Raw genomic sequence first — 25,080 nt, forward strand, 5'->3', positions numbered from 1 at the left:
CCTTGAGTTTTACTGGTCGCTTACTCCCAACAGGCTGCGGGCATACTCGCGCAACGGGGGGGCGATCAGGTCTTCTGGCTGTTTGTCGTGCAACGTCAGTAAACCGCCACGACTCTTTATGCGTGCAGTATCAATCAAATACTGGGTGCTGGTCTCGATCAACATGATTTGAATGACGCTGGTGTCGACGCCCAAGCGGTCCACAGCCTCTTCATCCAGCCATTCATCGGTGTTGCCAATGCGGTTATCGGCCTTGGCGAACCGTGTATACAGCAAGTAATGAGCCCCGGCGGCTCGCGCTTCACCCATGGCCTGGTCCAGGCCCTCAGGAACGCGAGCGCGACGTACCATAGGGAAATACTCGATGAAACCGTTGAAGGCCTCTTCGGCGACAACATTGGGCCGCGGGTAGGCACTGCCGGGAGGCGCGAAGGCGCCCTGGGCAATGTAGATGAAAGAATCCGGCTGGATGCGCAGGTTATTCACACGACGGCTGTCGCTGTGATCCAGCAAACCGGCGTCGCTCATGTGATAGCGGACGCCCTCCCCCATGTCGCTGACATTCATGCAGCCACCAAGTGCCAAAACGGCCAGCAGCAAAACCAGGCTACGCATCCTACCCTCCAAAAACCGGTGACGGAAAACCGGCGAATGGCCATGGGATGCAGCTTTTGCGCCAGCTCATCGAAATGGAGCGTGTCAGGCACATCCAAGTGAATGGGAAATTGCTATCGCGGGCAAGCCTTGCTTCCACAGGTACGGTGTTCACCTTGTGGGAGCAAGGCTTGCCCGCGATAGCATTCGTCAGCCGCCGATGATTTTCATGATGGTTGCGCCGCCAGAGAACGCCACTTCCTGCTTGTCCCCCAACGCCTTGACCAATAACCGCTGAAGGGCCGGCAATGCCTGATGACGGGGCTTGTCCAGAAGATCGCCGACAAAGTGCCGGTTGCTCGATGACAGGCAGCCATGCAACCAGCCGGTGGAGGACAGCCGCAACCGCGAACAAGTGCGGCAGAACGGCACGCTTTCGTTGGCAATCACGCCGAAGTGCCCTAGCCCTGGAATTTCATAGCGCACGGCGGTGGCATCCACCGGAGCGTCGGCTTGCAGGTACTCGTACTGGTCACCGATCAGGCTCAACAACTGCTGAAGGCTGACGAATTGCTGCAGGAACGCGTTGGAGTCGCTGGCCAGGTGCCCCATGCGCATCAGCTCGATGAAGCGCAGCTCATAGCCGCGCTCCAGGCAGTACTCGAGCAATGGCATCACCTGATCCAGGTTCTGCCCGCGCAACGGCACCATGTTGACCTTGATCTTCATTCCCGCCGCACGGGCCTGCTCCATCCCGTCGAGTACGGTTGCCAGATCGCCACCGCGGGCGATGCTGCGAAACGCCACAGGGTCCAGGGTATCGAGGGAAACGTTGATGCGGCGGATGCCGGCATCTACCAGCAAAGGCAGCTTTTTGGCCAGTAACTGACCATTGGTGGTCAGGCTGATGTCCTCCAGGCCCATCTGCCCCACCGCCGTCATGAAGCCCTCAAGCTTGGGGCTGACCAGCGGCTCGCCGCCGGTGATGCGCAACCGCTCGATACCGGCAGCTTCGATCAGGTAGGCCACGCCGCGCGCCATGGCCTCGGCCGACAGTTCATCCTGCGCAGCCACTAGCCGCTTGCCGTTGGGCACGCAGTAGGTACAGGCGTAATTGCAGGCTGAAGTCAGGCTGATTCGCAGATTGCGAAAACGCCTGCCTTGACGGTCAACGATCATGGATCACTCCGGCGAAAGAAGAATCGGACTTACGAAACTTGACCCAGAACTCAAGTTTTCGCAAGGCCCAAGCCTGAGTATATTCCTGGGACACTGCGCCATGTAAGCGGACATGGCGCAATCAGGCAGCTGAATGACTTAGCTGCTCGGAACGTCGGTGTCACGCTTGCGCTTGTTGCCCATGCGAACGCCTATGTCCATCAGGAACTGGAAGAAACCTTCCTGGTCTTCCAGCACGTTGCTCCAGAACGGCGAGTGATACAGCGCCACCGCGCCGTGCACTAACGCCCAGGCGGCGCAGTAGTGGAAATAGGGCGGCACGTCTTCGAGCTTGCCTTCGCTGATCCGGCCTTTGATCAGCAGGGTTAGGCGTTCGAAATTCGAGGCGCGGATCTTGTGCAGCTCCTCGACCATCTCCGGCACCTGGTTGCCCTTGACCACCTTCTCTTCCAGGCGGTCGAACAAGCGATAACGCTGCGGATCGCGCATACGGAATTCGAAGTAGGCTCGGGACAGGGCCTCCTTGTCCTTGTCCACATCGGCCGAATGCAGCAGCTCGTTCAAATCGCGCTCGTAATCAAGCATCAGGCGCAGGTAGATCTCCGCCTTGGATTTGAAATGTTTATAAATCGTGCCTTTGCCGATACCCACGGCATCCGCAATCATCTCGACGGTGACGCTGTCTTCACCCTGGTCGAGGAACAACTTGAGCGCGGTGTCGAGAATTTCCTGCTCGCGGCGACGAAACTCACGGACCTTACGGGGTTCTTTGTGCATAAGAAAAAGGTCTGAAGGGTCAAAATTCGAAGCCGAGTATTATGCCTAACTTACGCAAAAATGCACGGATCATCCGTTCCCAACCACAGTTCTTCACAAAACCGTGCAGGACCCGCTTTCTGGTTTTCGCCGCGCCGCGCCGTAACGACTGGCTTTGAGGGCAGTGAGAACTTATCCGAAGCGGACGTATTCCAAATTTGTTTAAAAACCAGCCTGGTTAAACTGGACGCGACAGCATACTGATCAATACTTGAACTGTCGGCGCGACATCTCCCCCAAGTGACGCGCCGGTAAAGGTACCAACGGACCGTGTGCCTTTGTTTTACTCCTAATGGTCTTAACCCGGATTCACCCCCCAGAACCCGGGTTTTTTTTGTCTGAAGTTCAGGCTTGCACCGAGCGGACATGGGCCAGCGGAAACAGCCGCTTGAAGTTCTCCGTAGTCTGTTCGGCAAACCGCTCGTAGGACTCGCCTCGCAACATCGCCAGAAACTCCGCCACTTCCCGCACATATTGCGGAAGGTTCGGCTTGCCACGGTACGGAATCGGCGCGAGGTACGGCGAATCCGTCTCCACCAACAGACGATCGACCGGCACTTTGCTGGCCACGTCCCGCAATGCGTCGGCATTGCGAAACGTGACAATGCCGGACAAGGAAATGTAATACCCCATGTCCAGCGCGGCCTTGGCCATGTCCCAGTCTTCGGTGAAGCAATGCAGCACACCCGCCTGGGGCAGCGCGGCGTCACGCAACAAGGCCAGGGTGTCGGCCCGGGCGCCGCGGGTGTGGATAATCACCGGTTTGCCGGTCTGTTGCGCAGCCTGCAAATGCAGCCGGAACGAAGCCTGCTGAACCTCGGCAGCTTGCGGTTCGTAGTGATAGTCCAGGCCGGTTTCGCCAATGGCGACCACCCGAGGATGATCGAGCTCGCGCAACAGCCAATCCAGCGCCGGCGCTGCATCGGGCTGCACATCCAGAGGATGGATGCCGACCGAACAGTCAACGTCCTCGTAGCGTTCGGCCAGCGCTTTGACGTCGGCGGCGTTGTCGGCGCTCACGCCGATGCACAGGAAGTGTCCAACACCGCGCTGGCGTGCGGCATCCAGCGCAGCGTCCAGAGAGCCTTCGTGGGCCGCAAGGTCGAGACGATCAAGGTGACAGTGGGAATCTACAAGCATAAAGGGCCAGGTTACATCGTATGGGTGGGACGGTCGGACTTCAGGGTTCCGGCCAGGTGGGTTTCGATCTGATTACGGGCTGAGTGGTCGCCGTCGTTGAACTGCACACCGACACCGGCAGCCCGGTTGCCCTGGGCGCCTTTAGGCGTCATCCAGATCACTTTGCCGGCGACCGGGATCTTCTCCGCTTCGTCCATCAGGCTCAAGAGCATGAACACCTCATCGCCCAAGCGATAATTTTTATTGGTGGGGATGAACAGACCGCCGTTCTTGATGAAGGGCATGTAGGCTGCGTAGAGCACCGACTTGTCCTTGATGGTCAGGGACAGAATACCGTTGCGTGGGCCGGGCGTGACAGATTCGTTCATGCTGATCTCCGCTGCGATTGAGCTGAGTCTAGGGGGCATTGTCAAACAAATCGAGAACGCCCCCAGGCGATGCCCGTCAGTTTCGCCCCGGCAAACTCGCCCATTGCACCAACAACGCCTCGAGCAAGAGCACCCGATTGAGGTTCGCCTTGCTCAGCACCTTCTGACGTTGGGCAAGAATCCAGTCCTGAATGTTCAAGATTTTTTCCTGACTGCTTTTTTGCGCCAGGTACTGAATCACCTTGCGCATGTCCGCCAGCCCCAAGCCTGTCTCGTCCTCGGTGAGCTGGTAGCGCAGGATCAGGCTTGACCAATCGCAGAACCAGTCAAAGAGCAGAAGCAGCGGAATGGCGTTCCAGCCTTCAGCCAGTTGCGTCGGCGATTGCTGCTGCTTGAGCAGCTTTTTCACGCCATCCACCACCAGCGCCCGTTGTTCACGCACGCCCTGGGCCTGGAGGCTGACAGCCGCCAAAGGCGAACCGGCGGCGAGGGTCAGCAACTCGACGCGTTCTTCGTCGCTGCTGTCCGGCAAGGCTTCGGCCAGCCACTTCAAGCTCATCGCTTCACTGGGCAACGGACAGGCCTGCTGCACGCAACGGCTTTTGATGGTTGCCAGCAAGCGGCTCGGCTGGTGACTGACCAGCAATAGCACGGTATCGCCGGAAGGCTCTTCAAGGCTCTTGAGCAAGGCGTTGGCGGCATTGATGTTCATTGATTCCACCGGCTCGATCAGCACCACTTTGCGCCCGCCCATCTGTGAGGTCTGGACCACAAAGCTGACCAGATCCCGGACCTGGTCGACCTTGATCGCCTTGTCCGCCTCCTCCGGCTCCAACACGTAGTTGTCAGGATGACTGCCGGCCTTGAGCAGCAGGCAGGACTTGCACTCACCGCATGCATTCGAGACACCCGGGCGCTGGCAAAGCAGACTGGCCATCAGACGCTCGGCCAACGCCCGTTTGCCGATACCGACCGGACCGTGCAGCAGATAGGCATGGGCATGCTGTGCCCTTCCGGCCAGTTGCTGCCAGAGTCCGTCCTGCCAGGGATAGGCTTCAGCCACGGGCACGCTCCAGCAAACGCGGCAACAAATCGTCCAGTGCCTGCTGGACTTGCGCCAACGGCTGAGCGGCATCAATCAACAGATAACGCTCCGGATCGGCCTTGGCACGACTCAAAAAGGCATGGCGCACCGCGTTGAAGAACGCCTGGCCTTCCAGTTCGAAACGATCCAGCCGGCCCCGGGCGCTGGCGCGGGCCAAGCCGATTTCCACCGGCAGATCGAACACCAGGGTCAGGTCCGGCCGCAGGTCGCCCTGGACGAAGCTTTCCAGCGCGGCGATGCGCTCCAGGGACAAGCCCCTTCCACCGCCCTGGTAGGCATAAGTCGAATCGGTAAAACGATCGCAGAGCACCACTGCGCCACGGGCCAGCGCCGGGCGAATCACTTCGGCCAGGTGTTGTGCCCGGGCGGCGAACACCAGCAACAGCTCGGTGTCAGGGTTCATGACTTCATCAACCGGCGCGAGCAACACCTCGCGAATCCGCTCGGCCAGCGGCGTACCTCCGGGCTCGCGGGTCAACACCACTTCGATGCCGGCGGCTCGCAGGCGTTCGGCCAGGTATTCGCGGTTGGTGCTCTTGCCGGCGCCTTCAGGGCCTTCCAGCGTTATAAACAAGCCAGTCACGGGCGATCCTTAAACAAAGTCATTGCGAGCGCGGCGGCTCGCTGGTGTTCGGTTCGTCAACAGGCTCCTCGTCCGGCACAGTCGGGGCCGGACTGGAGCGATAATCGGCTCGGCGCTTGAGCTGATACTCGCGCACGGCGTGATTGTGCGCATCCAGGTCATCGGAGAACACGTGGCTGCCGTCACCACGGGCAACAAAGTAAAGGCTATTGCCGGCAACAGGGTTCAACGCGGCGTGAATCGCCTCGCGCCCCACCATCGCAATCGGCGTTGGCGGCAGGCCCGGAATCAGATAGGTGTTGTAGGGGTTTTCTTCGCGCAAGTGAGCACGGGTGAGTTTGCCGTTGTAGCGCTCGCCCAGCCCGTAGATCACGGTAGGGTCGGTTTGCAGCAGCATGCCCAGGCGCATGCGGCGCACGAACACTCCGGCGATCTGCCCACGCTCCTCAGGCACGCCGGTTTCCTTTTCCACCAGGGATGCCATGATCAGCGCTTGATAGGGCTGGGAGTAAGGTAAATCGGCGGCGCGTTGCGCCCACTCTTTGGCAAGCACGTCTTCGAGCCGGTCGTAGGCAATTTTCAGCAGATCAGCGTCCGATGTGCCACGCACGAAGCGATAGGTGTCCGGGAAGAACCGTCCCTCGGGGAATATCCCGGAATGACCCAGGCGGTCCATCACTTCGCTATCGCTCAGACCGGCGAGGGTCTGCTGGAGTTTTTCATCCTTGGCCAGCGCCGCGCGAACCTGGCGGAAGTTCCACCCCTCCACCAGGGTGACGCTGTACTGCACCACGTCCCCGCGCTTCCAGACATCGATCAGGCTTTCCATGGTCATGCCCGGCACCATCCGGTATTCCCCGGAATGCAACGGTTGACCGGCAAGATTGAAACGCCAATAAACCCGCAACCAGAAAGCGTCCTTGATCAGGCCGTCCGCTTCGAGGCGCTTGAGGGTTCCGGTGGGGGTGGTCCCGTTGGGGACGTCCAGCAGTTCTTCCTGGGTGATGTTCAACGGTTGTTGCAACGCCGAATGAATTTTCCAGGCGCAAGTGCCCAACAGCAGCACCGCCAGAACCAGTCCGGTTTCCAGCAGAAGCAAGAATTTACGTCTCACGAATCAAACATCCAATAGCGTGCGGGCAAGGGTCTGCAGTTTACGGGTGAGCGGCCCTGTCGACCAGCGCGCCGAACCGCATGCACGTACCGGCCAAACGCCATAAACGCTGTTGCAGACGAAGACTTCGTCAGCCAGGCGTAGCTGTTCGAGGCTGATATCGGTGATATGCGTGACGATGCCTTGAGACTCGGCTTGATACAATAATTCGGCCCGCATCACACCGGCCACGCCACAACGGCTCAGGTCCGCCGTGACCAATTCACCCTCGCTCACCAGAAAGAGGTTACTGAAAACGCCTTCGATCACTCGCCCGGACGTGTCCAGCATCAAGCCTTCGGCGTGCTCGGCATCACGCCATTCGGCACGAGCCATCACTTGTTCAAGACGATTGAGGTGCTTGAGACCGGCCAGCAAGGGTTGCTCGGACAAGCGGGTGGTGCAAGGAAACAGGCAAACGCCCTGCTCGGCATGCGCGACAGGATAGGCGGCCGGCGGACTGCCCTGCAGGATGCGCCGGGACGGCGCCGAGGGATCAGCGCCATAACCGCGAAGACTGTCACCGCGGGTCACGATCAGCTTAAGCACGCCGTCACCCAGGCGTTGCGCGTAGGCGCGCAACTCAGCCGCCAGCGTAACCATGTCAACCTTGAACGCCAACCGCTGGCAACCAAGCCCCAGGCGCTGCAGATGACGCTCAGGCAACACCAGCTCGCCATTGCGCACGGCGATGGTTTCGAACACCCCATCGCCATAAGCCAGGCCGCGGTCCTTGAGCGACAGAACGTCGGCAGGCTGACCGTCGACCCAGCTTTCCATCAACCGGCGAACCGGCGGAACACCAGCGAGCCGTTGGTACCGCCAAAACCGAAGGAGTTGGACAGCACCACATCGATGTCCATGCCGCGGGCCGTGTGCGGTACGAAGTCCAGGTCGCAACCTTCGTCCGGCTCATCGAGGTTGATGGTCGGTGGTGCCACCTGGCTGTTGATCGCCAGCACGCTGAAGATCGCTTCCACCGCGCCTGCGGCGCCCAACAGGTGGCCGGTCATGGACTTGGTCGAGCTGACAGCCAGTTTATAAGCGTGCTCACCGAAGACGGTCTTGATTGCCTGGGCTTCGGCAAGATCGCCCGCCGGGGTCGAAGTGCCATGGGCATTGATGTACTGAACCTGCTCGGCGTTGACCTTCGCGTCACGCAGGGCGTTGGTGATGCAGCGGGCAGCACCGGCGCCGTCGGCTGGCGGCGACGTCATGTGATACGCATCGCCGCTGGTGCCAAAGCCGATCAGCTCGGCATAAATGGTCGCGCCGCGCGCCTTGGCGTGCTCCAGCTCTTCGAGTACCAGCGCACCGGAACCGTCGGACAATACGAAGCCGTCTCGGCCCTTGTCCCACGGCCGACTGGCGCGACTCGGTTCGTCGTTGCGGGTCGACAGCGCACGGGATGCGCCGAAGCCACCCATGCCCAGCCCGCAGGCCGCCATCTCGGCGCCGCCGGCAATCATCACGTCGGCTTCGTCGTACATGATGTTGCGCGCGGCCATGCCAATGCAGTGGGTGCCGGTGGTACAAGCAGTCGCGATGGCATAGTTAGGCCCCTGTACACCCAGATGGATGGACAGGAAACCGGAAATCATATTGATGATCGAGCCCGGCACAAAGAACGGAGAAATCCGTCGCGGCCCCGACTCGTGCAGCGTACGGCTGGTTTCTTCGATATTGGTCAAGCCGCCAATACCCGATCCCATGGCCACGCCGATACGCTCACGGTTGGCATCGGTCACTTCAAGACCGGCATTACGCACGGCCTGGAATCCGGCTGCCAGGCCGTATTGAATGAACAGGTCGAGCTTGCGGGCCTCCTTGACCGACAGGTACTCCTCGACATTGAAACCCTTTACCGAGCCGCCAAAACGGGTGGAATAGGCAGAAAGGTCGGTGTGTTCGATCAGACCAATGCCACTACGGCCAGCCAGAATGCCCTGCCAACTGCTCGGCACATCCGTGCCCAGTGGCGACAACATACCCATACCGGTGACTACGACGCGTCTACGCGACACAGCACTCTCCTTTATTCTAATGACGACTTTGCATCAGGCCTAAAGAAAAAACCGCACGCCGTGATGGCAGTGCGGTTTTTCCATGACAGCTAGCGACGACTAAAAATGATTACGCCTGATGGCCATTGATGTAGTCGATAGCCAACTGAACAGTAGTGATCTTTTCAGCTTCTTCGTCAGGGATTTCGGTCTCGAATTCCTCTTCCAGAGCCATCACCAGCTCAACGGTGTCAAGGGAGTCGGCACCCAGGTCTTCAACGAAGGAAGCTTCGTTCTTCACTTCTTCTTCTTTGACGCCCAGTTGCTCGGCAACGATTTTCTTGACGCGCTCTTCGATGGTGCTCATACCTTGTTTTCACTCCTAATGGACAAATTCAGGCAGCTGGCCGGTGGGTAAGTGTATAGAAAGACTTTTCGGTTTTTCAACCGAAAGCTTCACTCCTCAAACCCTATGGCCCGCCGCCTATAAATAGATTGCAGCTTTATAACGGATTTTAGACAGCTCGTATGACATTTATTTGAAGCAATCCGTCACATTTAACTCATGTACATCCCGCCGTTTACCGGGATTGTAGCCCCAGTCACGTATGCCGCACCGTCCGATGCAAGAAAAGCGACCACAGACGCGATTTCTTGAGCTTGCCCCAGACGACCCAGCGGAATTTGCGTCAACAAGGCTTCACGCTGTGCTTCCGGCAGTTCACGGGTCATGTCGGTATCGATGAAACCCGGAGCGACCGAGTTTACCGTAATCGAGCGCGAACCCACTTCACGCGCCAGTGCACGGCTGAAACCTTCCAGACCGGCCTTGGCCGCAGCATAGTTTACTTGGCCTGCGTTGCCCATGGCACCCACAACCGAGCCGATACTGATAATTCGGCCCCAACGCGCCTTGGTCATACCACGCAGAACGCCCTTGGACAGCCGGTATAGACTGTTCAGGTTGGTATCGATCACGTCGAACCATTCGTCATCTTTCATGCGCATCATCAGGTTATCGCGGGTGATGCCAGCATTATTGACCAGGATCGCCGGCGCACCAAACTGTTCCTGGATGCTTGCCAATACCGCCGCCACGGACTCATCACTCGTGACGTTCAGCTCAAGACCGGTACCTTGAATATCGTTTTCCTTCAGGGTCGCGGTGATGCGCTCGGCGCCCGAAGCGGAGGTCGCGGTGCCTACAACAATGGCGCCTTGACGACCCAGTTCCAGGGCAATGGCCTGGCCGATGCCACGGCTTGCACCGGTCACCAGTGCAACTTTACCTTGCAGACTCATGCAAGCTTCTCCTGTTCAGGCCTGCGCTGCACGAGCGGCAGCGAAAGCATCTGGGGTATTGAGATTGGAAGTCGACACGCCTTCGGCGCAGCGTTTGTTAAGACCGGCCAGCACCTTGCCAGGGCCGCATTCAACCAGCTCAGTCGCGCCCTTGGCGGCCAGGGTCTGCACCGATTCGACCCAGCGAACCGGTTTGTAGAGTTGCTCCAACAGATCGCGCTTGAGGGTTTCAAGATCCACCGCCACATCGGCGCTGACGTTCTGTACCACCGGAATCTGTGGCGCTTGCCAATCAATGGCGGCGATGGATTCGGCAAAACGCTCGGCGGCCGGACGCATCAGCTCGCAGTGCGATGGCACGCTGACCGGCAGCGGCATGGCGCGCTTGGCGCCACGGCTCTTGCACCCTTCAATGGCGCGCTCGACAGCAGCCTTGGCACCGGCAATCACCACCTGGCCCGGTGAATTGAAGTTCACAGCGCTGACCACTTCGCCTTGCGCCGCTTCGGCGCAGGCCGCCAGTACATCGGCATCCTCCAGACCCAGGATCGCGGCCATGCCGCCCTGTCCGGCTGGAACGGCCTCCTGCATCAGTTGGCCACGGCGCTCCACCAACTTCACTGCGTCGCCCAGGCTAAGGCTGCCGGCGGCCACGAGGGCGCTGTATTCGCCCAGGCTATGACCGGCGACGAACGCCGGGCGCGCGCCCCCTTCGGCCAGCCACAGGCGCCAGAGCGCGATCGAGGCCGTCAGGATGGCCGGCTGGGTTTTATCGGTTTGGTTGAGTTGCTCTTCCGGCCCTTGCTGGGTCAGTGCCCACAGGTCGTAACCGAGTGCATCGGAAGCTTCTTTGAATGTTTCGAGGATCAGCGGGTATTGCGCACCCAGCTCGGAAAGCATGCCGAGGGACTGCGAGCCCTGCCCAGGAAAGACGAATGCGAGAGAAGCAGACATGAAAACAAAGCCCCTAATGATCTTGTCGTCAAAAATTGACGCCCCAGGGGGCGCTAGGAAACTGACAGTTGGATGGCGGCTTGAACCGACCGGTCACATTTAAGCATTGTCGGACGAAAACGCCTAAGTTAACAAATCTTCGAGGCGCCCATGAAGGCGCTCCGGCAGGTTTTCCTGGATTTCGATCAGCGCGCGATTGATCGCACTCTGAAACCCCTGCACGCCCGCCGAGCCATGGCTCTTGATCACAATGCCCTGCAGCCCGAGAAAACTTGCACCGTTATGCCGCGCCGGCGCCAGGTCCGCCTGCAGCCGACGCATCAACGGCAACGCCAGGGCACCGACCATCCGCGAGGTCAGGTTCCGCTTGAACAGCGACTCGATACGCGCGCCAATCATGGTCGCCAGGCCTTCGCTGGACTTGAGCAAAATATTGCCGACAAAACCGTCACACACCACCACGTCCGCCTCCCCCCGGTACAACCCGTCGCCCTCAACGAAGCCGATGTAATTGATGCCCCGCGCGGTCTGCAACAACGTGGCCGCCAACTTGACTTGCTGGTTACCCTTGATGTCTTCGGTACCGATGTTCAGCAGCGCGACACGAGGACGCACGATACCCAGGGTTTCAGCCGCGACCGAGCCCATCACTGCAAATTGCAGCAGATGCTCGGCACTGCAATCGACGTTGGCGCCCAGATCAAGCAGTTGGCAAAAACCACGCTGGGTCGGGATGGCCGCGACCATCGCCGGTCGGTCGATGCCCGGCAAGGTCTTGAGCACGAAACGCGACAGCGCCATCAGCGCCCCGGTATTGCCTGCACTGACACACGCCTGGACCTTGCCATCGCGCAGCAGCTCTAGAGCTACACGCATCGAGGCATCAGGCTTGCCACGCAGGACCTGGGCGGGTTTTTCGTCCATGGTGATGACTTCGGACGCAGGTGCAATTGTCAGGCGCGCACGATCCACAGCCGATTGGCCGTTGAGCATTTCTTCTAGAAGGGAGGGTTGACCGACGAGGGTCAGGTGCAGCGAGGGCGTGGCATTCAGACAAGCAAGACTGGCCTGAACAATGCTGCGGGGACCGAAGTCCCCGCCCATTGCGTCAATCGCGATGACTTGAGCGGACAAGGATTACTCGTCAGCGCCCTTGTCGATCACTTTACGACCACGGTATACGCCTTCTGGCGATACGTGGTGACGCAGGTGAACTTCACCGGTGGTTTTTTCTACAGACAGGGTGCTAGCCTCGAGAGCGTCGTGCGAACGGCGCATGTCACGGGCAGAGCGGGATTTTTTGTTCTGCTGAACAGCCATAATTGATTAACTCCTAAACGTTTGGGTCACGCTTTAACTGCGCCAATACACTGAACGGGTTGGACCGCGTTACCTCGTCCTCGCTCGGTTCGGGCTCATCTGCTCCCGCCGGCTGCTGGCATTCTTCCGGATGATGAGCAGGCACAATGGGCAAGGCGAGCAGAAGCTCCTCCTCGATCAGTGACTGCAGATCCAATGGATCTTCGCCCAGTTCCAGCACGTCATAACCTTTCGGTAACGACTGGGTATTCGCACCCTCCTTCACCACGGCGTAACTGCATTCGCTGTGGATCGGCAGGGTGACCAGCTCAAGACAACGCTGGCAAACCATTTTGACTTCAGTGTCGATAAAGCTGTGGATTACCACAGATTTACGTTCATCTCGTTCAAAAACGAATTTGGCCTGGACCGTACCGACATCGTCGGAAAGCGGGTCGCAGAGTCTCTTCAAATCGGCCAGCAGCAGTTCACCTTGAAGGGTGGTGCCACGGTCAGCCAATTTGCGCGGGTCAACGTGAGGTGGAATCGGGTCATTCAACATAGGCGCAGCATTATAGGGATGCACCCGGCCATGTCAAAGGAAATTCAGCCCTGTCCGTCACTTGCGCGCCTCGCTAGAATCCGCCCCTGCCTTTTGGAGATGCCCATGCTGCCTTTATTACTCGCCTCAAGCTCAGTGTACCGTCGACAATTGCTTGCCCGCCTGGGGCTACCGTTCGTCTGCAGCTCACCGGACATCGATGAAAGCCGTCGGCCTGACGAGCCGGCACTCGACCTGGTAAAACGCCTGGCCCGAGAAAAAGCCTTGGCCCTGGCAGACAGCCATCCGGGCCACCTGATCATCGGCTCGGACCAGGTGGCCGTGCTCGGCGAGCAAATCCTGGGCAAACCCCATACGTTCGAGAACGCCCGCGAACAGCTGCTGGCCGCCAGCGGCGCCCGGGTCAGCTTTCTGACCGGCCTGGCCGTACTTAACAGCCAGACCGGTGCCTGCCAGGTCGATTGTGTTCCGTTTACCGTTCACATGCGCACGCTGGACCCGGCGCGCATCGAACGCTACCTGCTGGCCGAGCAACCTTATGACTGCGCGGGCAGCTTCAAGGCCGAAGGGCTTGGCGTGAGCCTGTTCCAGAGCACGGAAGGATCGGACGCCACCAGCCTGATCGGCCTGCCACTGATTCGCCTTGTGGATATGTTGCTGGCAGAGGGCGTGCAAGTCCCCTGAAGCCCGGGCCTGCACACACCTGTGGCGAGGGAGCTTGCTCTCTCGCCACAAGGATCAGTGCGATCTTTCAGGGCAATCAGCGCAACGTCGGCCCCTGGAATCCCATCCACATCGCCAGATGCTCGGCAATGCTCGCCCCCAGCTTCTTCGAGAAGCGATCAAACGGCGATTCTTCGATGGTGAAGTCCACCAGCTCTTTTTCACCAATCACGTCCCGCGCCACCGAACTGGCGCTGCCCAGGCCATCAATCAAGCCCAAAGGCAAGGCCTGCTCCCCAGACCAGACGAGCCCAGAGAACAGCTCGGGATGCTCCTTGTCTTTAAGCCGCTCACCCCGCCCCTTCTTGACGCTGGCAATGAATTGCTTGTGGGTCGTGTCGAGCACGCCCTGCCAAAACGCGGTTTCTTCAGGCTTTTGTGGCTGGAACGGATCAAGGAACGACTTGTGCTCCCCAGAGGTGTACACCCGGCGCTCCACGCCCAGTTTTTCCATCGTTCCGACGAAACCATAGCCGGCCGCCGTCACGCCAATGGAGCCCACCAGGCTCGCTTTGTCGGCATAGATCTGATCGGCCGCGCTGGCAATGTAGTAAGCACCGGAAGCCCCCAGATCGGAAATGACCGCGTAGACCTTGGTGTTCGGGTGCAACGCACGCAACCGGACAATCTCGTCATACACATAGCCCGACTGCACCGGACTGCCACCCGGACTGTTGATGCGCAAGATGACACCCTTGACCTTGGGATCCTCGAAGGCAGCCCGCAGGCTACCGACGATATTGTCCGCACTGGCTGGCTCCTTATCGGCAATCATGCCCTCGATATCGATCAACGCGGTGTACGCAGAACCCCGTACTGCACTTTTTTCCATGTCGAACAGGGGCGTGAACAGCAACAAGGCAACAAAGAGATAAACGAACGTCAGCAGCTTGAAGAAAATGCCCCAGCGTCGGGAACGACGTTGCTCCTGCACACCGGCCAGCAAGGTCTTCTCTAACAGCTTCCAGCTTTTGTCGTCACCGTTCTCGGCGCTCGCCTTGGCCGGTGCCTTCCATTCGTCGGTCATGCAAGTATCCCCAGCAAAAACTTAATTGGCCCGCCGGCTCAGCCAGGCGTGCAATTCAGGAAAATGGTCGATCGCCAGCCGCGGCTCGAAGGCCTGCAGCGCCGCGATCGTCTGCGCGCCGTAGCTCACCGCGACCGACCCCATGCCAGCGTTACGCGCCATCTGCAGGTCGAACGAGCTATCCCCCACCATCAACGCCTGCTCCGGCTGCATGCCGCAGTGAGCCAGGATTTGCTCGAGCATCAGCGGATGCGGCTTACTCGCCGTTTCGTCCGCAGCCCGGGTGATATCGAAATAATCGTCCCAACCATGGGATTTCAGCACCCGATCCAGCCCGCGACGCGCCTTGCCGGTGGCGACAGCCAGGCGATACCCCTCGCCCCTCAAGGCTTCAAGCGTGTCTACCACACCGTCAAACAACGGCGAAGGCTCAGCCTCCAGCGCAATGTAGTGATCAGCGTAATACTGGCGAAAAACCAGCAACTCAGGGTCACTGATGTCCGGGTACAGACTACGGATCGCTTCCGGCAAGCCCAGGCCGATGATGCCCTTCACGGCAAAATCATCACACCTGGCAAAACCCGCACGATCAGAGGCGGCATGCATTGCCTCCACGATCCGACCGATGGAGTTCGCCAGAGTGCCATCCCAATCGAAGATCAGCAGCTTGTATTCAGGATGCACTCAACCGCTCCACGGTCTTGGCCCACATTTCATCCACCGGGGCCTGCAATTTCAGCTCGCCGCCATCGGGCAACGGCACGGTCAACATATAGGCATGGAGAAACAGGCGCTTGCCACCCAGATCGCGGATTTCCCGGGTGAAATCGTCGTCACCGTACTTGCTGTCGCCGGCGATGCAATGCCCGGCATGCAGGGTGTGGACGCGAATCTGGTGGGTGCGACCGGTCACCGGCTTGGCCTCGACCATGGTGGCGAAATCACCGAAGCGGCGCAGCACCTTAAACACCGTCAGGGCTTCCTTGCCTTCTTCGTTGACCTCCACCATGCGCTCGCCAGAACGCAGGTTGCTCTTGAGCAACGGCGCACGGACTTGCTTGATGGACGTATCCCAACGCCCTCGCACCAGCGCCATGTAGCGTTTGTCGACGCCATCACCACGCAATTGCTCATGCAAGTGCCGCAACATGCTGCGCTTCTTGGCGATCATCAACAGGCCGGAGGTGTCGCGATCCAGGCGATGGACCAGCTCCAGCTCCTTGGCGTCGGGGCGCAACTGACGAAAGGCCTCGATCACGCCGAAATTCAGGCCGCTGCCGCCGTGAACCGCAATGCCCGCGGGCTTGTTGAGCACAATCAGCGCCTTGTCTTCGAAGACGATCGAGGCCTCCAGGCGCTGCAACAGGCCTTGGGCCAGGGGCACAGGCTCATCGCGCTCGGGCACGCGAACCGGCGGCACGCGCACGATATCGCCCGCCTGAAGCTTGTACTCGGGCTTGATCCGACCTTTGTTCACCCGCACTTCACCCTTGCGCAAAATGCGATAGATCAAGGTCTTGGGCACGCCTTTGAGTCGGGCTAGAAGGAAGTTATCGATTCGTTGGCCGGCATATTCCGGCGAGACCTCGAGCAGTTGAACGCCAGGGGTCGAAGGGGCAGTAGTCGTCATGGCGGCGATGATAACAATTTTTTATGGAATTGAAGCACTTAATCATTGCTGCTATAGTCGCGAACGCCGCCAAAAGCGGCTGGACAGCGGACTAACGGTCAAAAACCGGCCCTGACCAACGCAATTCACGAGGACGAGAGGCCGTCCTACGGGGCTTTTGCTAGTTAACGGCAGAGTTTGCAGGTGTAACGAGCGCAGGTGACATGAGGCCTGAAATACGCGGCAAAGCAGAGTTTTGACTCGCCTTGCGCGCCACATTCACGGCCAGTTCACAAAGTGCAGTCACCGGTAGACGACCCCGAGCGAGAGCTTCGGAAACAACGCCTAAATTAGCCATGATGCGTGACCTCCCCTTTCGGAGCTCACGGTAAATGCCAACCCGCTGCGGATTCTGCGCGCGGCAGCACCCGATTATCAGGGATACGTGTAGGGTGGAGATGTACAACCGTCGGACTGTGTAGCACTAGGCTTATATTTAGACGCTTCATCTCGTCCACAGGCGCCGGTTGATTCCTCCTCCTGACTGAGTGCTTGAACAGCCAGCAAGCAGGACGCGTCCGTCGCGACTTCGCCATCATTGGGTCGAACTCGCTGGACACTGGAATGGCCCGGCCACTTCCATGACGCACCTGACACCGACCGTGAGAAGTCGTGTGTGCCGAACGCCGTTTCCGGCAGCCCGGAAACCGACGGTACTACATGAAAAGAATGCTGATTAACGCAACTCAACCCGAAGAGTTGCGTGTTGCACTGGTAGACGGCCAGCGCCTCTACGACCTGGATATCGAATCCGGTGCACGCGAGCAGAAGAAGGCCAACATCTATAAAGGCCGGATTACTCGCATCGAACCAAGCCTTGAGGCTGCCTTTGTCGATTTCGGCTCCGAGCGCCACGGCTTCCTGCCCCTCAAAGAAATCTCCCGCGAATACTTCAAGAAGGCTCCTGAAGGCCGCGTCAACATCAAGGACGTCCTGAGCGAAGGCCAGGAAGTCATCGTCCAGGTCGAAAAAGAAGAACGTGGCAACAAGGGCGCAGCCCTGACCACCTTCATCAGCCTGGCGGGCCGTTATCTGGTCCTGATGCCGAACAACCCTCGCGCCGGTGGCATCTCCCGCCGCATCGAAGGCGAAGAGCGCAATGAACTGCGCGAAGCCCTCAACGGCCTGGTTGCCCCGGCTGACATGGGTCTGATCGTTCGCACCGCCGGCCTTGGCCGCAGCAGCGAAGAAATGCAGTGGGACCTCGATTACCTGCTGCAACTGTGGACCGCCATCAAGGAAGCCTCGCTGGATCGCTCCGCGCCGTTCCTGATCTACCAGGAAAGCAACGTCATCATCCGTGCGATCCGCGACTACCTGCGCCAGGACATCGGCGAAGTGCTGATCGACAGCGTTGAAGCCCAGGACGAAGCCCTGACCTTCATCCGCCAGGTCATGCCGCAGTACGCCAGCAAGATCAAGCTTTACGAAGACAGCGTTCCGCTGTTCAACCGTTTCCAGATCGAAAGCCAGATCGAGACCGCGTTCCAGCGCGTCGTCGAACTGCCGTCCGGCGGCTCCATCGTCATCGATCCGACCGAGGCCCTGGTGTCCATCGACATCAACTCGGCGCGCGCCACCAAAGGCAGCGACATCGAAGAAACCGCCCTGCAGACCAACCTTGAAGCCGCCGAAGAAATCGCCCGGCAGTTGCGCCTGCGCGACATCGGCGGCCTGATCGTCATCGACTTCATCGACATGACCCCGGCCAAGAATCAGCGCGCCGTGGAAGAAAAGGTCCGTGAGTGCCTGGAAGCCGACCGTGCTCGCGTACAGGTCGGTCGCATCTCGCGCTTCGGCCTGCTGGAAATGTCCCGTCAGCGCCTGCGTCCTTCCCTGGGCGAGAGCAGCGGCATCGTCTGCCCGCGTTGCAACGGCACCGGCATCATCCGTGACGTCGAGTCGCTGTCCCTGGCGATCCTGCGCCTGATCGAAGAAGAAGCCCTGAAAGACCGCACCGCCGAAGTTCGCGCCCAGGTGCCGATCCCGGTGGCTGCGTTCCTGCTCAACGAAAAACGCAACTCGATCACCAAGATCGAACTGCGCACCCGCGCCCGTATCGTCATCCTGCCGAACGATCACCTCGAGACGCCGCACTTCGAAGTGCAGCGCCTGCGTGACGACAGCCCGGAAGCCCACACCAATCAGTCCAGCTACGAAATCGCTGCTGCCGCTGCCGAAGTGGAAGAAGTCCAGCCGGCTGCCGCAACTCGCACCCTGGTTCGCCAGGAAGCCGCGGTCAAGACGGCTCCAGCCCGCGCCAATGCACCGGTTCCGACCGAAGCAGCCGCGCCGGCACCGGCACCTGCCACCGCACCTGAACCCAGCCTGTTCAAAGGCCTGGTGAAATCCCTGGTCAGCCTATTTGCCACCAAGGAAGAGCCGGCTGCGCCGACCGTTGTCACCAAGCCAGCGACTACCGAGCGTCCAGCCCGCAACGAAGAACGTCGCAATGGTCGTCAGCAGACCCGCAACCGCAACGGTCGTCGTGACGAAGAGCGCAAACCACGCGAAGAACGCGCACCGCGTGAAGAGCGCGCGCCACGTGAGCCACGTGAAGAACGCCAGCCTCGCGAAGCCCGTGAGGAAGCGCCAGCCGTAGCCCGCGAAGAACGCGCGCCGCGTCCGCCGCGCGAAGAGCGCCAACCGCGTGCACCGCGTGAAGATCGCAAGCCACGTGGCGAGCGTGAAGAACGTGTTCGCGAGCTGCGCGAACCGCTGGATGCCGCACCCGCCGTTGCTGCCGCCACCACTGAAGAGCGTCCGGCCCGTCAGCCTCGCGAAGAACGCGCACCGCGTCCGCCACGTGAAGAGCGTCAACCCCGCGCCGAGCAGGCTGCCGCTGCCAGCGAAGAGGAAGTGCTGAACAACGAAGAGCAACTGCAGGAAGACGGTCAGGACAACGCCGAAGGCGATCGTCCACGCCGCCGCTCCCGCGGTCAGCGTCGCCGCAGTAACCGTCGTGAGCGTCAACGCGACGCCAACGGCAATGTGATCGAAGGTTCGGAAGCATCCGAATCCACCGAGAACACCGAAGCGCCAAGTGCTGCCGACCTGGCTGCCGGCCTGGCCGTCACCGCTGCGGTTGCCAGCAGCTCGATCAGCGCCCCCGCTGAAGCCGAGGCTCACGAACAGGCCGAACGCGCTACCGCCGTGGTGGAAAACGCGCCGGTTGAAGCGCCTGTGGTCGAAGCCACTACCCCGGTCGTCATGACTGCTTCACCAGAAGTGGAAGTTGCACCGGTTCGCGAAGCCGAGCCTCAGGCAGAAGCAGTTTCCGAGCCTGCACCGGTCATCGAGCAACCTGTGGTTGCCGCTGAACCTGAACCTGTGGTCGAGCCTGCAGCCGAGGAGAAAGCCCCGGAGCCGGTTCGCGAAGAGCAGACCGCGTTCAACTGGCACGCCGAGCCAGCCGCCCCAGTCGCTGAGGCCGAACCGGCAGCAGAGACGGTGAAAGCAGTCGAACCGGCAGTGGTCGAGCCAGCTCCAGTGGTCCAGCCTGTGGTTGCCGAAGCCCCAGCCCCGGTAGAGGTGGAGGCGCCTGCACCTGCCAGCGCCCTGACCCCCAACGGTCGTGCGCCGAACGATCCGCGTGAAGTGCGTCGTCGCAAGCGTGAAGCTGAGCGCCTGCAGAAGGAAGCCGAACAAGCTGCCGCTGCCGCCGCTCAAGCGCCTGCCGCCGAGCCCACATCCGTGAACGAAGCCGTCGAGGCAAGCCCTGCCCCGGTCGCTGAAACCACAGATGAACCCGCTGCCATTGAAGCGGCTCCGGTGATCGACGAACCTCAGCACTCCGCTGAAGAAGTCGAACCTCGCCACACTGAAGCACTGGAAAAAGAGCACGAGCCAAAACCTCACGCCTGATTCCATCGCCCAGTAAAAAGCCCCGCCTGGTTGACGCCAGGCGGGGCTTTTTTATGTCTTCAGACTTATCCACATAAGTGTTGGGATTCTGTGGGAGCGGGCTTGCTCGCGAATGCGGTAGCACAGTCAACATTGATGCAAGCTGACCCAATGCTTTCGCGAGCAAGCCCGCTCCCACAGGAATCCGCGTCAGCTGTTATTTGAAGATCAGTGCTTCTGGTACGTCCACATCCCAGAGCACACCAGGATCATCCACGGTTACCTCAGCCACATGCGTCCCGGCAAACAGCGTCCTGGCGCCACGATCTCCGGTCAACGCCATCAACTTCGGCCCGAGCGAGCGCCCGAATCCAACCGGATGTCCATATTCACCCGCCAGGACCGGCACACTGATGCCATCCTCGCTGATCTGCGCCACCACCTGCTCGATGCTCGACGGCAGGATGAACGGCATATCACCCAGGACGATCAGCCAGCCAGCACGGTCCGGGCAGGCCTGGACACCCGCGGCGATGCTGTCACCCAGGCCAGGCGAGTCCAGTTCCACGAAGTCGCAACCGTAGGCCTGGGCCATGCGAATAGCCTGTGGACGGTCCTTGCTCGTCACCAGCACGCGTTTTTCCAGGGCTGCGGGCAAATTCACCAGCACCTGCTCGATGACTGACCGGACAGCGCCGTCACGCCCCGTACAATCGGCCAACAACTTATCCTTGCCCGGGCCCGCAACCTGACGGAAACGGCTGCCCGATCCTGCCGCGAGAATGATCACGCCAATCGATTCAGACATCCCTCCTCCTCGCCCGCTGATTACAACGGCTTTTTCTGACGCAACTCGACGCCATTCTTGATCGCCACGATTTCGGCCAGCAACGACAAGGCAATTTCCGCCGGCGTATGGCTGCCGATGTGCAATCCGATCGGCCCATGCAAGCGCTCGATAGCCTGTGCTGACAAGCCTAGCTGAGCCAGGTTATCCCGGCGCTTCTGGCTGTTCACCCGAGAGCCCAGGGCCCCGACGTAAAACGCCTTGGAGTCCAGGGCCGTGAGCAACGCCATGTCGTCCAATCGTGGATCATGGGTCAGAGCGACAATGGCCGTGCGCTCGTCGGTCTGGATGCTCAACACCGCTTCGTCGGGCATACCGGAAACGAAGCGACCATGCTGCTCTTCCCAACCGTAGACAAACTCTTTGCGCGGATCGCAGATCAGCACTTCAAAGTCCAACAGCCGGGCCATTTCCGCCACGTAACGCGACAGCTGCCCGGCACCGATCAGTAAAAGCCGCCAACGTGGGCCATAGATGGCCCGTAGGACTTGGCCATCGAACACCAAGGCGTCGGTTTTGCTGGCCGTTGTCAGCGCCACGCTGCCGCTGGCGAGCGTCAGTTCACGGGCGACAATTTCATGGGCTTCGCAACGCTCCAGCAGTTGCGCGACCCATTGCGGATCCCCCACCCGTTCTTCGGTCAGGCGCAAGGTGCCGCCGCACGGCAGACCGAAGCGCGCCGCCTCCTCACGAGTCACGCCGTAGGTGATGAGCTGCACCGGCGGACCGTCCGCCGGAATACGCCCGTCATGCAGCCGGGCGATCAGGTCATCCTCGACACAACCGCCCGATACCGAACCAATCACCACGCCGTCCTCCCGCAGGGCCAGCATCGCCCCCGGAGGCCTTGGTGCCGTGCCCCAGGTCTGGACCACGGTGAACAACACCACCCGTTGCCCGGCGCGGCGCCACTCAAGCACGCTGCGCAGGACATTCAGATCAACGCTGTCCATCAGGCTTTGGCCTGCTGCCAGCCCTGCAACTGATAACGCACGGGCAGCTCGCGGATGCGCTTGCCGGTGGCGGCGAAAATCGCGTTGCACAGCGCCGGCGCAATCGGCGGCACACCCGGTTCACCCACACCGCCCAACGGCACCTCGCCCGGCGGCGTGACCAAGTGCACCGCGACCTCCTTGGGTGCCAGGGACATGCGCGCCACTTCGTACATGTGGAAGTTGTCTTGCTGGACCTTGCCGTCCTTGAAGCTGATCTCCCCCACCACCGCATTGCCCAGGCCCATGACGCAAGCACCTTCGAACTGTGAACGGATACGCTCGGGGTTGATCTGCGGGCCGCAGTCCACGGCAATGTCGGCCTTGTGCACGATCAACGTACCATCGTCCTTGACCTCCACCTCAAGCGCTGCCGCCACATAGGTGACGAAGCTGTAATGCACCGCCAATCCCAGGCCACGGCCCTTGGGCAGTTTTCGGCCCCAACCGGCGGCCTTGGCGGCGGTTTCCAGCACGGTACGGATCCGCGCCGTATCGATGGGATAACGCTCGGGGGATTCGCCGTAGTTCCATTCTTCATTCAAGGTGCGGGGATCGATCTTACGGTCCGGGCCAAGCAATTTGACGTGATACGCCAGTGGATCCTGGCCGGCCTTGTGGGCCAATTCGTCGATGAAACTCTGAATCGCAAAACCGTGGGGAATGTTCGACACCGAGCGGTACCAGCCAACCCTCGTATGGGCCACCGCTTCAGGGTTCTCCAGGCGCATGTTGGGAATTGCGTAGGCCATGTTGGTCAAGCCCATGCCCACTTCGAACGGCGCTTCGTGGGTCATGCCCGGTGCAAACAGTGCGGTAATGGTCGGGGCTACGGTGCGATGCAGCCAGCCGGACGGCATCCCGTCCTGGTTCAGGCCAGCCTTGAGGTATTCGGCCGATACGGTGTGGAAATACGAATGATGGATGTCATCTTCGCGAGTCCACTGCACCCGCACCGCCTGGCCTGGAAACTCCTTGGCCAACACGGCCGCCTCGAGGACAAAATCGGGCTTGGACTTGCGCCCGAAACCGCCACCCAGCAGCGTGATGTGTACCGTGACCTTGTCGAAAGGGATCCCCAATCGTTCGGCGACACGTTCACGGGTGACCTGCGGCGCCTGGCTCGGTGCCCAGGCTTCGCACTGGCCATCCTTGAACCGCGCGACGGCGACCATCGGCTCCATCGGCGACTGAGACAGGTGTGGCAGGTAATAGGACGCCTCCAGGGTCGATTCGGCCTTGGCCAACGCGTCGTCGAGGTCGCCAGTGTTGCGCAAGACTTTCCCGGGCTTGAGAGCAGCGGCTTCCAGTTCCTTGCGATAGGCGACGGAGTCATAACCGGCATTCGGGCCGTCATCCCACTCGATTTTCAGCGCTTCGCGGCCCTTGATCGCCGCCCAGGTGTTTTTCGCCACGACCGCCACGCCGCCCAGCGGCTGGAACTCGGAGGGCAGCGGACGTTCTTCGATCTGCAGCACCTTGACCACGCCCGGTACTTTCAGCGCCGCGCTGCTGTCCACGCTCTTGACCTTGCCACCATAGACGGGCGGGCGAGCTACGACGGCATAGAGCATGCCATCGAAATGTACATCGGCACCGAACACGGCACGACCGTTGACCACATCTTCGCCATCGATGGCCCGGCTCGATTCCTTGCCGATGTAGCGAAATTCCGAAGGTTGCTTGAGGCGCAGGCTGTCACGGGCGGGAACTGGCAAGGCACTGGCCGCGGCGGCCAAAGCGCCATAGCCCAGTTCCCGACCGGAAGGTTGGTGCACGACTTTGTGCAATTGGGCACGACACTCACTCGCCGGGACATTCCACTGGGCAGCGGCGGCCAGTTCCAGCATGGTCCGGGCGGCAGCCCCGCAACGACGCATTGGCTCGTACCAGTGGCGCATGCTGCGCGAACCGTCGGTGTCCTGGTTGCCGAAGCGCACCTCATCAGCCGGCGCCTGCAGCACCTTGACCTGCGCCCAGTCAGCGTCCAGTTCATCGGCCACCACCATGGTCAGGCTGGTGCGCACGCCCTGACCCATTTCCGAACGGTTGCAGATCACCGTCACGCTGCCATCGGCGGCGATGCTCACGTACACCTTCGGGTCGTCGATCACACCATTGGGCATGCCCTCACCGCCGAATTTCTTGTCCTCGGCAAAGGCGTCCGGCAGGCCCCAACTGGCGGCCAGCACCAACACCCCAGTGGCACTCGCGCCTTTGAGGAAACCACGCCGGCTGATGTTGCTCAGCACAAAATCATTGGGCAAGCGGCTCATGCCTTGGCCTCCTTCAGGTGGGTGGAAGCCTGGCGGATCGCCGTTTTGATCCGGTTATAAGTGCCGCAGCGGCAGATGTTGCCGACCATGGCCTCTTCGATCTGCTCATCGCTCGGGTTGGGATTGGTCTTGAGCAAGGCGGTCGCGGACATGATCTGCCCGCCCTGGCAATAGCCGCATTGGGCCACGGCGGTATCGAGCCAGGCCTTCTGGACAATTTGCCCGACCGGGTCGACGTGAAGCGCATCGATGGTAGTGACGTTCTGGCCTTTCACCGAGCCAATCGGGGTGATGCAACTGCGCGCCGGCGCGCCGTCGATGTGAATGGTGCAGGCACCGCACAGGCCCATGCCGCAGCCGAATTTGGTGCCGTTGTAACCGGCCACATCGCGGATAGCCCAAAGCAGCGGCATGTCCTCGGTCACATCCAGTTGGTGATCTTTTCCATTGAGTTTCAGAGTAATCATGGGCACGCCCGCACAGTGATCGAGTGATGGGGTCGAGCAATCTGCCGTTTGGGCAACGGTTCGGTTGGCGCAGACTGACTCAGGCTAATGGGCTCTCTTGTGCAAACACGCAGGCGTCTGCACCGGGCCTTCAATAATGCGATGGTCGCATCGTTAGCCCACTAAATTAACCCAGGAT

At 60.5% G+C, this 25,080-nt stretch carries 25 protein-coding genes; 2 read left to right on the forward strand and 23 right to left on the reverse strand.

Annotation, left to right across the window (positions count from 1 at the left end):
- Positions 1-9: 9 nt before the first annotated feature.
- The 16 genes from AAIS01_RS20500 to AAIS01_RS20575 all read right to left on the reverse strand — a co-directional run bounded on the left by AAIS01_RS20500 (position 10) and on the right by AAIS01_RS20575 (position 13,058).
- Positions 10-615, reverse strand: a complete 606-nt coding sequence (locus tag AAIS01_RS20500) for a DUF4823 domain-containing protein (RefSeq protein WP_047228207.1) — start codon at positions 613-615, stop codon at positions 10-12.
- 189 nt (positions 616-804) lie between these two features.
- Entirely contained in the window at positions 805-1,773 is a 969-nt protein-coding gene (locus AAIS01_RS20505; protein WP_343470469.1) for a GTP 3',8-cyclase MoaA, read from the reverse strand.
- A gap of 138 nt (positions 1,774-1,911) precedes the next feature.
- Positions 1,912-2,550: a TetR/AcrR family transcriptional regulator gene (locus tag AAIS01_RS20510; protein ID WP_003204240.1), complete on the reverse strand. Its 639-nt coding sequence runs from the start codon at positions 2,548-2,550 to the stop codon at positions 1,912-1,914.
- A gap of 384 nt (positions 2,551-2,934) precedes the next feature.
- Positions 2,935-3,729: a TatD family hydrolase gene (locus AAIS01_RS20515; protein ID WP_343470470.1), complete on the reverse strand. Its 795-nt coding sequence runs from the start codon at positions 3,727-3,729 to the stop codon at positions 2,935-2,937.
- Positions 3,730-3,740: 11 nt separating this feature from the next.
- Positions 3,741-4,097, reverse strand: coding sequence for a PilZ domain-containing protein (locus tag AAIS01_RS20520; RefSeq protein ID WP_343470471.1), 357 nt, complete (start codon positions 4,095-4,097; stop codon positions 3,741-3,743).
- Between the two features lie 76 nt (positions 4,098-4,173).
- Complete coding sequence (locus AAIS01_RS20525) at positions 4,174-5,160, reverse strand: DNA polymerase III subunit delta' (RefSeq protein WP_343470472.1); 987 nt, start codon at positions 5,158-5,160, stop codon at positions 4,174-4,176.
- Complete coding sequence (gene tmk, locus AAIS01_RS20530; RefSeq protein WP_343470473.1) at positions 5,153-5,785, reverse strand: dTMP kinase; 633 nt, start codon at positions 5,783-5,785, stop codon at positions 5,153-5,155. Before tmk ends, AAIS01_RS20525 begins: the two co-directional genes overlap by 8 nt.
- 19 nt (positions 5,786-5,804) lie before the next feature.
- Positions 5,805-6,899 (reverse strand): endolytic transglycosylase MltG, encoded by a 1,095-nt coding sequence (gene mltG, locus AAIS01_RS20535; protein WP_343470474.1) that lies wholly within the window; start codon positions 6,897-6,899, stop codon positions 5,805-5,807.
- Between the two features lie 3 nt (positions 6,900-6,902).
- On the reverse strand, positions 6,903-7,718 hold the full coding sequence (pabC, locus tag AAIS01_RS20540) for an aminodeoxychorismate lyase (protein WP_343470475.1): 816 nt from the start codon (positions 7,716-7,718) through the stop codon (positions 6,903-6,905).
- Positions 7,718-8,962, reverse strand: coding sequence for a beta-ketoacyl-ACP synthase II (gene fabF / locus AAIS01_RS20545; RefSeq protein ID WP_047228200.1), 1,245 nt, complete (start codon positions 8,960-8,962; stop codon positions 7,718-7,720). The genes pabC and fabF overlap by 1 nt, the downstream gene beginning before the upstream one ends.
- 109 nt (positions 8,963-9,071) lie before the next feature.
- Positions 9,072-9,308 (reverse strand): acyl carrier protein, encoded by a 237-nt coding sequence (gene acpP, locus AAIS01_RS20550; protein ID WP_256232847.1) that lies wholly within the window; start codon positions 9,306-9,308, stop codon positions 9,072-9,074.
- A gap of 191 nt (positions 9,309-9,499) precedes the next feature.
- Positions 9,500-10,243 (reverse strand): 3-oxoacyl-ACP reductase FabG, encoded by a 744-nt coding sequence (gene fabG / locus AAIS01_RS20555; RefSeq protein WP_123415952.1) that lies wholly within the window; start codon positions 10,241-10,243, stop codon positions 9,500-9,502.
- A 15-nt stretch (positions 10,244-10,258) separates the two neighbouring features.
- Entirely contained in the window at positions 10,259-11,197 is a 939-nt protein-coding gene (fabD, locus tag AAIS01_RS20560) for an ACP S-malonyltransferase (protein WP_343470477.1), read from the reverse strand.
- Positions 11,198-11,320: 123 nt separating this feature from the next.
- Positions 11,321-12,331, reverse strand: a complete 1,011-nt coding sequence (gene plsX, locus AAIS01_RS20565; protein WP_343470478.1) for a phosphate acyltransferase PlsX — start codon at positions 12,329-12,331, stop codon at positions 11,321-11,323.
- Between the two features lie 3 nt (positions 12,332-12,334).
- A complete protein-coding gene (gene rpmF, locus AAIS01_RS20570) occupies positions 12,335-12,517 on the reverse strand; it encodes a 50S ribosomal protein L32 (RefSeq protein ID WP_003179396.1) in 183 nt (60 codons plus the stop codon).
- 13 nt (positions 12,518-12,530) lie between these two features.
- Positions 12,531-13,058, reverse strand: coding sequence for a YceD family protein (locus AAIS01_RS20575; RefSeq protein ID WP_003204262.1), 528 nt, complete (start codon positions 13,056-13,058; stop codon positions 12,531-12,533).
- A gap of 105 nt (positions 13,059-13,163) precedes the next feature.
- Here AAIS01_RS20575 and AAIS01_RS20580 point away from each other — a divergent pair, with 105 nt between their 5' ends.
- Positions 13,164-13,742 (forward strand): Maf family protein, encoded by a 579-nt coding sequence (locus AAIS01_RS20580; RefSeq protein ID WP_343470479.1) that lies wholly within the window; start codon positions 13,164-13,166, stop codon positions 13,740-13,742.
- 76 nt (positions 13,743-13,818) lie between these two features.
- Here the strand turns inward: AAIS01_RS20580 and AAIS01_RS20585 are convergent, their stop codons facing one another.
- From AAIS01_RS20585 to rluC, 3 genes are read right to left on the reverse strand one after another with little or no spacing between them, the layout of a single operon-like run.
- Positions 13,819-14,808 carry a S49 family peptidase gene (locus AAIS01_RS20585; protein WP_343470480.1) on the reverse strand — a complete coding sequence of 330 codons (990 nt, stop codon included), beginning with the start codon at positions 14,806-14,808 and terminating at the stop codon, positions 13,819-13,821.
- Positions 14,809-14,829: 21 nt separating this feature from the next.
- Positions 14,830-15,492: an HAD-IA family hydrolase gene (locus tag AAIS01_RS20590; protein ID WP_343470481.1), complete on the reverse strand. Its 663-nt coding sequence runs from the start codon at positions 15,490-15,492 to the stop codon at positions 14,830-14,832.
- On the reverse strand, positions 15,482-16,438 hold the full coding sequence (rluC, locus tag AAIS01_RS20595; protein ID WP_047228192.1) for a 23S rRNA pseudouridine(955/2504/2580) synthase RluC: 957 nt from the start codon (positions 16,436-16,438) through the stop codon (positions 15,482-15,484). The genes AAIS01_RS20590 and rluC overlap by 11 nt, the downstream gene beginning before the upstream one ends.
- Before the next feature lie 699 nt (positions 16,439-17,137).
- Here rluC and rne point away from each other — a divergent pair.
- Entirely contained in the window at positions 17,138-20,341 is a 3,204-nt protein-coding gene (gene rne / locus AAIS01_RS20600; protein WP_343470482.1) for a ribonuclease E, read from the forward strand.
- 196 nt (positions 20,342-20,537) lie between these two features.
- On the opposite strand, the gene AAIS01_RS20605 is transcribed toward rne, so the two are convergent.
- Genes AAIS01_RS20605 through AAIS01_RS20620 form a run of 4 tightly spaced genes read right to left on the reverse strand, consistent with a single transcriptional unit; the run spans position 20,538 to position 24,902 of the window.
- Entirely contained in the window at positions 20,538-21,128 is a 591-nt protein-coding gene (locus AAIS01_RS20605; RefSeq protein WP_343470483.1) for a nucleotidyltransferase family protein, read from the reverse strand.
- Between the two features lie 20 nt (positions 21,129-21,148).
- Positions 21,149-22,120: an XdhC family protein gene (locus tag AAIS01_RS20610; RefSeq protein ID WP_343470484.1), complete on the reverse strand. Its 972-nt coding sequence runs from the start codon at positions 22,118-22,120 to the stop codon at positions 21,149-21,151.
- The gene (locus AAIS01_RS20615; RefSeq protein WP_343470485.1) at positions 22,120-24,435 is read right to left on the reverse strand and encodes a xanthine dehydrogenase family protein molybdopterin-binding subunit; all 2,316 of its coding nucleotides are present in this window, start codon (positions 24,433-24,435) and stop codon (positions 22,120-22,122) included. The genes AAIS01_RS20610 and AAIS01_RS20615 overlap by 1 nt, the downstream gene beginning before the upstream one ends.
- Positions 24,432-24,902 (reverse strand): (2Fe-2S)-binding protein, encoded by a 471-nt coding sequence (locus AAIS01_RS20620; protein ID WP_047228187.1) that lies wholly within the window; start codon positions 24,900-24,902, stop codon positions 24,432-24,434. Before AAIS01_RS20620 ends, AAIS01_RS20615 begins: the two co-directional genes overlap by 4 nt.
- Positions 24,903-25,080 lie beyond the last annotated feature (178 nt).

It is taken from the genome of Pseudomonas halotolerans, from assembly GCF_039581215.1.
In the GTDB taxonomy this organism is placed as follows: domain Bacteria; phylum Pseudomonadota; class Gammaproteobacteria; order Pseudomonadales; family Pseudomonadaceae; genus Aquipseudomonas; species Aquipseudomonas tehranensis.

What these genes read in the sequence shown, in the direction of transcription:
- AAIS01_RS20520 (WP_343470471.1), bottom strand. Translation starts at nt 4,097, where the DNA reads ATGAACGAATCTGTCACGCCCGGCCCACGCAACGGTATTCTGTCCCTG.
- AAIS01_RS20515 (WP_343470470.1), bottom strand. Translation starts at nt 3,729, where the DNA reads ATGCTTGTAGATTCCCACTGTCACCTTGATCGTCTCGACCTTGCGGCC.
- AAIS01_RS20620 (WP_047228187.1), bottom strand. Translation starts at nt 24,902, where the DNA reads ATGATTACTCTGAAACTCAATGGAAAAGATCACCAACTGGATGTGACC.
- fabG (WP_123415952.1), bottom strand. Translation starts at nt 10,243, where the DNA reads ATGAGTCTGCAAGGTAAAGTTGCACTGGTGACCGGTGCAAGCCGTGGC.
- rpmF (WP_003179396.1), bottom strand. Translation starts at nt 12,517, where the DNA reads ATGGCTGTTCAGCAGAACAAAAAATCCCGCTCTGCCCGTGACATGCGC.
- AAIS01_RS20500 (WP_047228207.1), bottom strand. Translation starts at nt 615, where the DNA reads ATGCGTAGCCTGGTTTTGCTGCTGGCCGTTTTGGCACTTGGTGGCTGC.
- AAIS01_RS20510 (WP_003204240.1), bottom strand. Translation starts at nt 2,550, where the DNA reads ATGCACAAAGAACCCCGTAAGGTCCGTGAGTTTCGTCGCCGCGAGCAG.
- pabC (WP_343470475.1), bottom strand. Translation starts at nt 7,718, where the DNA reads ATGGAAAGCTGGGTCGACGGTCAGCCTGCCGACGTTCTGTCGCTCAAG.
- fabD (WP_343470477.1), bottom strand. Translation starts at nt 11,197, where the DNA reads ATGTCTGCTTCTCTCGCATTCGTCTTTCCTGGGCAGGGCTCGCAGTCC.
- acpP (WP_256232847.1), bottom strand. Translation starts at nt 9,308, where the DNA reads ATGAGCACCATCGAAGAGCGCGTCAAGAAAATCGTTGCCGAGCAACTG.
- rne (WP_343470482.1), top strand. Translation starts at nt 17,138, where the DNA reads ATGAAAAGAATGCTGATTAACGCAACTCAACCCGAAGAGTTGCGTGTT.
- AAIS01_RS20605 (WP_343470483.1), bottom strand. Translation starts at nt 21,128, where the DNA reads ATGTCTGAATCGATTGGCGTGATCATTCTCGCGGCAGGATCGGGCAGC.
- AAIS01_RS20610 (WP_343470484.1), bottom strand. Translation starts at nt 22,120, where the DNA reads ATGGACAGCGTTGATCTGAATGTCCTGCGCAGCGTGCTTGAGTGGCGC.
- AAIS01_RS20505 (WP_343470469.1), bottom strand. Translation starts at nt 1,773, where the DNA reads ATGATCGTTGACCGTCAAGGCAGGCGTTTTCGCAATCTGCGAATCAGC.
- AAIS01_RS20615 (WP_343470485.1), bottom strand. Translation starts at nt 24,435, where the DNA reads ATGAGCCGCTTGCCCAATGATTTTGTGCTGAGCAACATCAGCCGGCGT.
- AAIS01_RS20585 (WP_343470480.1), bottom strand. Translation starts at nt 14,808, where the DNA reads ATGACCGACGAATGGAAGGCACCGGCCAAGGCGAGCGCCGAGAACGGT.
- rluC (WP_047228192.1), bottom strand. Translation starts at nt 16,438, where the DNA reads ATGACGACTACTGCCCCTTCGACCCCTGGCGTTCAACTGCTCGAGGTC.
- AAIS01_RS20575 (WP_003204262.1), bottom strand. Translation starts at nt 13,058, where the DNA reads ATGTTGAATGACCCGATTCCACCTCACGTTGACCCGCGCAAATTGGCT.
- AAIS01_RS20580 (WP_343470479.1), top strand. Translation starts at nt 13,164, where the DNA reads ATGCTGCCTTTATTACTCGCCTCAAGCTCAGTGTACCGTCGACAATTG.